Genomic DNA, 9,062 nt, shown 5'->3' with positions numbered 1-9,062 from the left:
CATTACTCGACGCCCCACACCCGCAGCGCCGCCCCAACCCCCCCCCACCCTCCCCCCCCCCCCGCCCCCCCCCCCCCCACTACAGGTGTTGCTTGCATTGTTGGCTTCGCGGCTTACGCGGCTCCCACAAAACACGGCGCGCAGATTACGCGTCCAGGCCCAATTCCCTGCACTCACGCGCATACCAGCGTGGCGCATCATCGATCGGCTGGAATACGTGGCTGCGTTCCATCACGCGCTGGTAGACGTGCACCGAGATCGCAATCCGCTCGGTGTCGCTGTTGCGCAGCGTATGGAATTCGTCCGGCGGAATCAGGTTGCCGGCGCTGCCCTTGCAGCCGTGCAGGCAATCGCGCGGTGCAAACCGGTAGCGCTCGCCATCGCGCTCCAGCATCCGGTACGGGGTGATGTCCAAGCTGCCCTGCCATACGCCCTCCACGCACCACAGGCCATCGTGGTCATGCAGCGGTGTGCCCTGCCCCGGCCCCCAGGTCATGGCGATGATGCTGTAGCCATGTTCCGGGCTGCGGTAGATCTCGCGGCGCGCGTAATGGCCGTGCACCGGTGCATGCACACAGGCCGGCAGCACGATCTGCGGATCGCGGATGGCGCGTTCCAGCACAGCCTGCACCTGGGCGACCGTGCTGTGGGTATCGCTGGCCTGCAAGGCGGCGTCGATACCGTCCAGCAGGCGCTGGCGGCCAGCGAATTCGGGATGCGGCGATTGCAATGTCATCACCGCAGTCTAGGCAAGGCAGGTAAAGATTCCGTTGAAACTATCTGCCAACCACCTCAGAAGGTGCCGCGCTGGATGAAGGGTGCCTGCTGGTAGAGCCGACGTTCGCCGCCGCGCGGGTCGTCCATCTGCCGGCTTTGTGTGTCGAACAGCATCGTTTGTCGGCGTTCCAGTCCGTATTGCTGCCACTGCGGCAGGCCGGCGTGGTTCGGATCACCGCTTCGCGCGAAGGCCAGCAAGGCATCACTCATCGTGTCGGCAAGCTGCTGCATCGCGGCACCGCTGCCGGTGCGGGAACCCGGCTGGGCGTTGTTGTGGAACACCAGCGGGATGTCCAGCGTATGGAAGGCGCGCAGCCTGGCGGCGTCGCCATCGCGGTCATAGCCGTCCAGCTGGTACGCCCAGGTCGGTGCGCCCTGGCGCGCACGCGCTTCCAGTTCTTCCACCGCGCCACGCCAGGAGCGTCCGGCGGTGGTGGCGGCGAAGAACACGTCCGACGGCGTGTACTGCGGATACAGGCGGCGGTATTCGGCTATCACCACCGATGGCAGCAGGTCCACGTATTGCTGGGCTTCGAGCTTGGCTGGCAAATCCTCCCAGCTAAGTTCGAAATTCTTCGGATCGTTGCCGAGGAAGGCACGGGTTTCGTCGTGGGTGTTGCCGATTACCATCGGGATGGTCGCCGACTGCTGCGGCGCCTGCGGCCAGAACGGGTGTACCGGCAGGTTGCGTGCGTCCAGCACCGGACCGACGTAGAGGCTGCTGTTCTCCACGCGCGAGGGATCGCGCACTTTCACTGCTTCCAGCAGTTGCTGCATCGGCATGCGCCGCAATGCCTCGGAATTGGCCTTGAGATGATCGAGCACCAGCTGCGCGCGTTGTGTGGCCGCGCGCGGGCCGGCGGCGGTGGCCTGCTGGCCGCTCATTGTCCAGGCGCGGTGGAACAGACCCTTGGCCGCCGGCATCGCCATCAGCGTGGCGATCTTGGCGCCGCCGCCGGACTGGCCGAACACGGTGACGTTGTCGGCATCGCCGCCAAACTCGGCGGCGTGCTGAAGCACCCACTGCAGTGCCTGCACCAGATCAAGCTGTCCGACATTGCCGGAGTCGGCGAAGGTCTCATCGCCGAGCTGGGCCAGGTACAGATAGCCGAACAGATTGAGGCGATGGTTGACCGTCACCACCACCGCGTCGCCGCGTCGACTCAGGTTGCCGCCGTCGTATAGCGGGTCGCTGCCGGAGCCGTTGTTGTAGGCGCCGCCGTGGATGTAGAACAGGATCGGCCGCTTGCCGCCGTCATGCAGTGCTGGCGTCCACACGTTGAGGTAGAGGCAGTCCTCGCTGCCCGGGCCTTCGCTGCCGGTCTGTGGGGCGGCTGCGCCGTAGTTGAGTGCATTGCGTATGCCGCGCCAGGGTTGTTCCTGCAGGGCGGGCTGGAAGCGGCGTGGTGCGGTGTCGGCGCCGTAGGGGATGCCGCGGAATACGTGCGTACCGTTCTCGGTCTGGCCGGCGACGCGGCCGCTGCGGACGCGGGCGATGGGGCTGCTGCCAGTGTTTGCCCAGCTGGAGTTGCTGAGGGTTGCAAGGCTGGTTGCTGCGGCCAGCAGGGTGGTTTGCTGGAGGAAGCTGCGGCGGGCGGGGTTGTTTGGGGGTTGCGGCATGGTGGTGTCCTGGGGTGGCGGAGATTGGGCGCGCTTCGCCGTGGGCTCAACCCCCGCTTCGCGCCCCGGCCCTCGCGCTGGCGCGAGGGCGTTCGTGAGGTCGCGAACCGGTGGTTCGCAGGCGACCACACTCACCCCGCAGGGAGAGGGGCTTGAACGCTACTTCGGTTGAGTTGTCTGCGATGCCATCCAGCTCAGGGCCAGTTGTGGCCATGCCGCTGTTGTCAGGCCCACTGTGCCGCGTGTACCGAAACCGTGGCCGCCGTGGGGGAACAAGTGCATTTCGCTGTTGACGTTTGCACTGCGCAGGCTGTTGTAGAACAGCAGGCTGTTGCCTACCGGCACCACGTCGTCATCGGCAGCATGCAGCAGGAAGCTTGGCGGTGTATCGGCGCGGACCTGCAGCTGCATCGAGTAGTGCTGCAGCAGTTCGTCGCTGGGCGCGCTGCCGAGCAGGCGTTCGCGTGAGCCTGCATGCACGTCGTCGCCGCGCATCGTGATGACCGGGTACATCAGCAACTGGAAGTCCGGGCGTGCGCTTTCCGCGTCGATTGCGTCGCTGTGCGGATAGACGTTGCGGTCAAAGCCGTTGCCCAACCGCGCGGCCAGGTGGCCGCCGGCCGAGAAACCCATCGTGCCGATACGCTGTGGGTCCAGGCCCCAGTCCTTGGCGTGATGGCGGATCAGCCGCAGTGCACGCTGCGCATCGGCGAGTGCCGCTTCACGGTCGATACGGCCTTCGCCGGGTAGCCGGTAGCGCAACACAAACAGGGTTACTCCGCCCTGTTCCACCAGGGCCGGCACCAGTGCCGTGCCTTCCTTGTCCAGCACGACGCGCTGGTAGCCGCCGCCGGGGATCACCAACAAGGCGCTGCCATTGGGCTTGGCCGGGCGATACGCCACCAGATACGGCGCGCTGACATGGTCGATATAGCGGTCCGGCAGCGTCGGATCGCTGCTGCGTTCGACGATGCGCTGCGCTTGCGCCAGCGGCTTGTCCCCCGGTGCCATACCCTGCGGCCACAGCGCGATACGGTCGGCCGACCCCGCTGCGGGTTCACCATCGGTGGCGGCCAATACAGTTGCCGGAAGTAGTACGACAAAAGCTGCGAAAGCCAGCTGCAACAAGGGTTTCAGTCGAATCATGGGCGTAGCGGTCAGGTCTGGGCCGAGGGCGTGGTACAGCTTCTGGTGCAGTGCACATTGTCAGATGACACCGGTTTACCTTATACAGCCAGTCACAGCACTGTCGATGGGCAGTGCAGCAAAGTCACCAGGAGACGCACTTGAGCAACGACCAAGGCAGCCAGCCGCAGGCGCCAGCCGCGCTGGACGAGATTGCCCGCACTTTTGTGGAAGCACGCCGCGATGGCCGTTCGCTTCCGGATTTCCCCGGGACGATCCCGGACGATCTGGTCACCGCCTATCAGGTGCAGGATCTGGCGATCGGCCGCTGGGATGACAGGGTGGTTGGCTGGAAGGTCGGCTACATCGCCGCCGAGCGCCGCGACAGCTCCGGCGACGATCGCCTGCTCGGCCCGATTTTCCAACGCAATCTCTGGAATGCTACCGGTAGCATCGTGGAGATCCCCGTATTTGAAGCCGCTGGCGGCTTTGCCGCGGTGGAAGCCGAATACGTGCTCGAATTGCTCGCCGATGCACCGGCCGACAAGCTCGACTGGACCCCGGAAGAAGCCGAAGCGCTGCCGGCCAAACTCTATATCGGCGTGGAAGTGGCCAGCAGCCCGTTGAAGACCATCAATGCGCTGGGCCCGCGTGTGGTGGTGTCCGATTTCGGCAACAACAACGGCCTGGTGCTGGGCGCCGAAGTGCCGAACTGGACCCGCTGCGATGAGCCGGAGCTGCGTGCGCAGACCGAGATCGATGGTGTCGTGGTCGGCACCGGTGGCGCCACCACCCTGCCCGGCGGCCTGCGTGCCGCATACGCTTTCGCGCTGTCGCGTTCGGCCAAGCGCGGCCGGCCCTTGAAGAAGGGCGAGCTGATCGCTACCGGCAATGCCACCGGCATCCACGACATCGCCGTGGGCCAAGTGGCATTGATTCGCTTCGCCGGTTACGGCGACATTTCCTGCAAGGCCGTGCCCGCCGGGTAATCCCGGCCGCCACGGTAGCAACGCGTTGGAGGGCGCTATGGTTACTCGAAGAGGCTTTCTCAAAACCGGCATGGGGGCATTGGCCATGCCGGTCCTCGCCGCCTGCTCTGGCGGCGGCAAAGGTGCGGCCGCCGGCAGTCAGCTGCTGACCGCCACCGATGTGCACGTGGCCGACTACCCGACGGTCACCGCGGTGAAGTGGATCGGCGAACAGCTGCTGCGCGAAACCGGCGGCCGCCTGGGCTTGAACCAGTTCCACTCCGGCCAGCTCGGCCGTGAGTCCGAGGCGATCGACATGGCCCGCTTCGGTGCCATCGACATCACCCGCGTCTATTCCGGCGCGCTCAACAATGCGTTCCCGCTGACCCGCGCGCTGTGCCTGCCGTATGTCTTCGACTCGGTTGCGCACATGCGACGCGCGCTGGACGGCGGCATTGCCGATGCAGTGCTGCAGGGCTTTGAAAGCCGCGAACTGGTCGGCCTGGCGGTCTATGACTCCGGTGCGCGCAGCTTCTACAACACCAAGCACCCGATCATCACGCCCAAGGACCTGCACGGTTTGAAGCTGCGCGTGGCCAGCTCGGACATCTTCCTGCAGCTGATGCGTCTGTTCGGTGCCAACCCCACGCCGATGTCGCTGGGCGACACGTTCTCCGGCATGGAGACGCACATGATCGACGGCGCCGAGAACAACATGCGCAGCTTCCACTCCAGCCGGCATTTCGAGGCCGCGCATTACTGGTCGGAAAGCCAGCACTCGTACGCGCCGGACATCCTGCTGATGTCGCGCCGCAGCCTGGATGCATTGACGCCATCAGATCGCCGCCTGGTGATCGACCTGGCGCGGCAATCGGTGCAGGTGATGCGCACCGCCTGGGATGCGTCCGAAGACAAGGCCCGCGAGGCGGTACTGGCTGCCGGTGTGAAGTCGAATGCGGTCGACATGCCAGCGTTCCGCGCCGCCGCCGAGCCGCTGTTGCGTGACTACCTGCAGCAGGCCGATATCGCCGCGTTGCACCGTCGCATCCGCGACTTCGCCTGAGGGGGCCGTACCGATGTCTGATTCCAACGTACAAGCGGCCCCGGCAGGACTCCAGCGCGTGCTGGAGAAACTCGCCAACGTGGTCATCTACATCGCCGTCGTCGCTCTGCTAGGGCTGGTGGTGGTGCAGGGCTGGCAGGTCTTCGCCCGCTACGTCATCAATAATTCGCCGAGCTGGACCGAGCCGGTCACGCTGTTGCTGCTGAGCACGACGATGAGCATGGGCGCGGCAGCCGGTGTGTATACCAACCGCCATTTCGGCTTCTTCCTGCTGGCCGAGCACATGCATCCGCTGGTCAAGCGCCTGATCGATGCGCTGGTGCCACTGATCGTCGGCACCATTGGTGGTTTCCTGGCCTGGTGGGGTTGGGTGTTGTGGCTGGACGGCCTGCACATCAAGACCGCCGGTGCCAACCTGCCACAGAGCGTGAACTACCTGCCGCTGAGCATCGGTGGTGCGCTGATGGCGCTGTTCGCACTCAATCGCCTGCTGTTGTCGCTGCGCGTTGGCGCCGGCACCGCTGCCAACGCTGCCGAAGGGGACCGCTGAGTCATGGGTATCGCAATTCTTTTCGCCGTATTCGGCGTGCTGTTGTTGATCGGCGTACCGGTGGCCTACGCGCTTGCCGCCGCCGCGCTGGCGACCTTGTTGTACCTGGACATCCCCAGCATCGTGCTGGTGCAGCAGATCTCGGCCGGTACCGGTTCGGCCTCGCTGATCGCCATTCCGCTTTTCATCTTTGCCGGTGAAATCATGATGCGCGGGGGTATTTCCGAGCGTCTTATTTCGCTGGCCTCATCGCTGGTTGGGCGCCTGCGCGGTGGCCTGGGACAGGTCTCGATCCTGTCCTCGCTGTTCTTCGGCGGCGTCTCGGGTTCGGCCATCGCCGACGTATCGGCGGTCGGCGGCACGATGATTCCGCAGATGGTCAAGCGTGGTTACGACCGTGACTTCGCGGTCAACGTCAGCATCACCGCCGCACTGGTGGCGCTGCTGGTGCCGCCCTCGCATAACCTGATCCTGTTCTCGGCCGCGGCCGGTGGTGGCCTGTCCATCGCCGATCTGTTCGCTGCGGGTATCGTGCCGGCGCTGTTGATGACGGTGGTGCTGATGGTCACCGGCTACGTGGTTGCGCGTCGTCGTGGTTACGGCGTGGAAGCCTTTCCGGGCTGGCGCGCGGTGCTGTTGCGACTGGTTGCCGCCCTGCCCGGCCTCGGTCTGGTCGGCCTGATCTTCTTTGGTATCCGCGCCGGTATCTTCACCGCGGTGGAATCGGCGGCAATCGCCGTGGTCTACGCCTTGCTGGTGACCACCGTGCTGTACCGCCAGCTGCGCATCAAGGAGTTCTTCGAAACCGTCATCCACGCGGCGCGCAGCACCGGTGTGATCCTGTTCGTGATCGCCACCGCTGCGGTGTTCGGCTGGTTGCTGGCCTACCTGCAGGTGCCTGCGGCGGCGGTGGAGTTCCTGCAGTCGTTCGCCCACAGCAAGTACATGGTGCTGTTGATGATTGTGGTGATGCTGCTGTTGCTGGGTACCTTCATGGACCTGGCGCCGATGATCCTGATCTGCACGCCGATCTTCCTGCCGGTGGCCAAGGCCTATGGCATCGACCCGATCCACTTCGGCCTGGTGCTGGTGCTGACCGGTGGCCTCGGCCTGGTCACACCGCCGGTGGGCTCGGTGCTGTTCATCGGCACCGCCATCGGCAAGATCAGCGTCGGCGAAAGCATGAAGACCATCTGGCCGTTCTGGATGGCCGGGCTGGTGGTCCTGTTGATCGTGACCTTCTTCCCCGAACTGTCGCTGTGGCTGCCGGCCCTGCTGCGTAGCTGATGCATGCACGCTGCGGACAGGTTCGCGCCTGTCCGCAGCCGTGGTTTGACGCTGGCGTATCCGCCGCGCCTTCAACCTGGAGATGTCGATGAACGTGACCCGTACCCTGGCCGCGCTGGCCACCGCATGCCTGTTGGCCGCCGTGCCGGCCTGGGCCGCCGATGCACCGATCAGCCCGAAGCGTGGCATCGAGCACCAGCGCATGGCCGATCTGGGCAATGGCAGCTTCCTCAACCCGGTGCTGGCCGGCGACCACCCGGATCCGTCGGTGCTCAAGGACGGTGATGATTATTACCTCACCCTGTCCTCCTTCGACGCCTATCCCGGCCTGCCGATCTGGCATTCGCGCGACCTGGTCAACTGGCAGCCACTGGGCCATGCGATCACCACCAACGTCGGCGCGATCTGGGCGCCGGACATCATCAAGCACAAGGGCCGCTACTTCATCTACTTCCCGGCGCGCACCGGTGAGTCGCGCAGCAACTTCGTGGTCTGGGCCGACGACATCAAGGGCCCGTGGAGCGAGCCGATCGACATCGGCCTGTCCGGCTATATCGATCCCGGCCACGCCGTGGGCGAGGACGGCAAGCGCTACCTGTTCCTGTCCGGTGGCGATTACGTGCAGATCAGCGATGACGGCCTGAGCGTGGTCGGCAAGCCCAGGCATGTCTATGACGGCTGGCGTTACCCGGAAAGCTGGGACGTGGAGTCCTACGCCCAGGAAGGCCCGAAGATCAGCCAGCGCAATGGCTGGTATTACATGACCACTGCGGTCGGCGGCACCGCCGGTCCGCCGACCGGGCACATGGTCATCACCGCACGCTCGCGCTCGATCCACGGGCCGTGGGAAAACGCACCCAACAACCCCATCACCCGCACCGTCGATCGCGCCGAGCCGTGGTGGTCGCGTGGCCATGCCACCTTGATCGAAGGCACCGATGGCCGCGGCTGGATGATGTACCACGGCTACGAGAACGGGTACTGGACGCTGGGCCGGCAGATGCTGCTGGAGCCGATCGAGTGGACCGACGATGGTTGGTTCGTGGCCAAGGGCGGCGATCTGGGTAGGCCGCTGCTCAAGCCATCCGGCGAGGCGCTGCCGCATGGCATGGCGCTGTCCGATGACTTCAAGGGCGGCAAGCTCGGCCCGCAGTGGTCGTTCTTCAACCCGACCCGCGAGGAGTACCAGCGCCTGTCCTTCGACAAGGACGGCATGAGCCTGCAGGGCAAGGGCAGCACTCCGCGTGACAGCTCACCGTTGACCGCCATTGCCGGCGACGTCGCCTATCAGTTTGAAGTGGAGATGGACATCGAGCCGGGTGCCTTTGGTGGCGCCCTGCTGTACTACAGCGACCGCCTGTACGCCGGCGTGGGCAGCAATGGCGAGCAGTTCATCCTGCACCGCTATGGCGAGGAGCGCCCCACCCGGCCCCAGCCCAGCGCCACCGGCGGCAAGCTGTGGCTGCGGGTCACCAACAACCGCCACATCCTCACCATCCACAGCTCCAAGGACGGCCGGACCTGGCAGAAGTATCCTGTTCAGATGGAAGTCTCCGGCTACCATCACAATGTGGCGGGGAAATTCCTTGCACTGAAGCCGGCCATCTATGCCGCCGGCAACGGCAAGGTCCATTTCCGCCAGTTCCGCTACCGCGCACTGGATTGAGCGCGG

The 9,062-nt window shown here is 65.4% G+C and carries 8 protein-coding genes; 5 read left to right on the top strand and 3 right to left on the bottom strand.

The features are described 5' to 3' along the window. Positions 1–145: 145 nt before the first annotated feature. The 3 genes from ACVOMF_RS10715 to ACVOMF_RS10705 all read right to left on the bottom strand — a co-directional run bounded on the left by ACVOMF_RS10715 (position 146) and on the right by ACVOMF_RS10705 (position 3,543). Positions 146–736, bottom strand: a complete 591-nt coding sequence (locus ACVOMF_RS10715; protein ID WP_481509269.1) for a cysteine dioxygenase family protein — start codon at positions 734–736, stop codon at positions 146–148. 56 nt (positions 737–792) lie between these two features. Continuing rightward, positions 793–2,397: a carboxylesterase/lipase family protein gene (locus ACVOMF_RS10710; protein WP_481509268.1), complete on the bottom strand. Its 1,605-nt coding sequence runs from the start codon at positions 2,395–2,397 to the stop codon at positions 793–795. Between the two features lie 159 nt (positions 2,398–2,556). Next, positions 2,557–3,543, bottom strand: coding sequence for an alpha/beta hydrolase (locus ACVOMF_RS10705; protein WP_481509267.1), 987 nt, complete (start codon positions 3,541–3,543; stop codon positions 2,557–2,559). Between the two features lie 140 nt (positions 3,544–3,683). Here ACVOMF_RS10705 and ACVOMF_RS10700 point away from each other — a divergent pair, with 140 nt between their 5' ends. From ACVOMF_RS10700 to ACVOMF_RS10680, 5 genes are all read left to right on the top strand, one after another. After that, positions 3,684–4,511 (top strand): 2-keto-4-pentenoate hydratase, encoded by an 828-nt coding sequence (locus ACVOMF_RS10700; RefSeq protein WP_481509266.1) that lies wholly within the window; start codon positions 3,684–3,686, stop codon positions 4,509–4,511. 37 nt (positions 4,512–4,548) lie between these two features. Then, a complete protein-coding gene (locus ACVOMF_RS10695; protein ID WP_481509265.1) occupies positions 4,549–5,553 on the top strand; it encodes a TRAP transporter substrate-binding protein in 1,005 nt (334 codons plus the stop codon). Positions 5,554–5,566: 13 nt separating this feature from the next. Beyond that, complete coding sequence (locus ACVOMF_RS10690) at positions 5,567–6,103, top strand: TRAP transporter small permease (protein WP_481509264.1); 537 nt, start codon at positions 5,567–5,569, stop codon at positions 6,101–6,103. 3 nt (positions 6,104–6,106) lie between these two features. Next, positions 6,107–7,390, top strand: coding sequence for a TRAP transporter large permease (locus ACVOMF_RS10685; protein ID WP_296247413.1), 1,284 nt, complete (start codon positions 6,107–6,109; stop codon positions 7,388–7,390). A gap of 88 nt (positions 7,391–7,478) precedes the next feature. Further along, positions 7,479–9,056 (top strand): family 43 glycosylhydrolase, encoded by a 1,578-nt coding sequence (locus ACVOMF_RS10680; RefSeq protein ID WP_481509263.1) that lies wholly within the window; start codon positions 7,479–7,481, stop codon positions 9,054–9,056. The last annotated feature ends 6 nt before the right edge of the window (positions 9,057–9,062 follow it).

The organism is Stenotrophomonas sp. STEN022 (genome assembly GCF_056760155.1).
This window is presented reverse-complemented; position numbering and strand designations above follow the sequence as displayed.

Coding starts and splice junctions, on each gene's coding strand:
- ACVOMF_RS10715 (WP_481509269.1), bottom strand. CDS start 736: ATGACATTGCAATCGCCGCATCCCGAATTCGCTGGCCGCCAGCGCCTG.
- ACVOMF_RS10685 (WP_296247413.1), top strand. CDS start 6,107: ATGGGTATCGCAATTCTTTTCGCCGTATTCGGCGTGCTGTTGTTGATC.
- ACVOMF_RS10705 (WP_481509267.1), bottom strand. CDS start 3,543: ATGATTCGACTGAAACCCTTGTTGCAGCTGGCTTTCGCAGCTTTTGTC.
- ACVOMF_RS10680 (WP_481509263.1), top strand. CDS start 7,479: ATGAACGTGACCCGTACCCTGGCCGCGCTGGCCACCGCATGCCTGTTG.
- ACVOMF_RS10710 (WP_481509268.1), bottom strand. CDS start 2,397: ATGCCGCAACCCCCAAACAACCCCGCCCGCCGCAGCTTCCTCCAGCAA.
- ACVOMF_RS10690 (WP_481509264.1), top strand. CDS start 5,567: ATGTCTGATTCCAACGTACAAGCGGCCCCGGCAGGACTCCAGCGCGTG.
- ACVOMF_RS10695 (WP_481509265.1), top strand. CDS start 4,549: ATGGTTACTCGAAGAGGCTTTCTCAAAACCGGCATGGGGGCATTGGCC.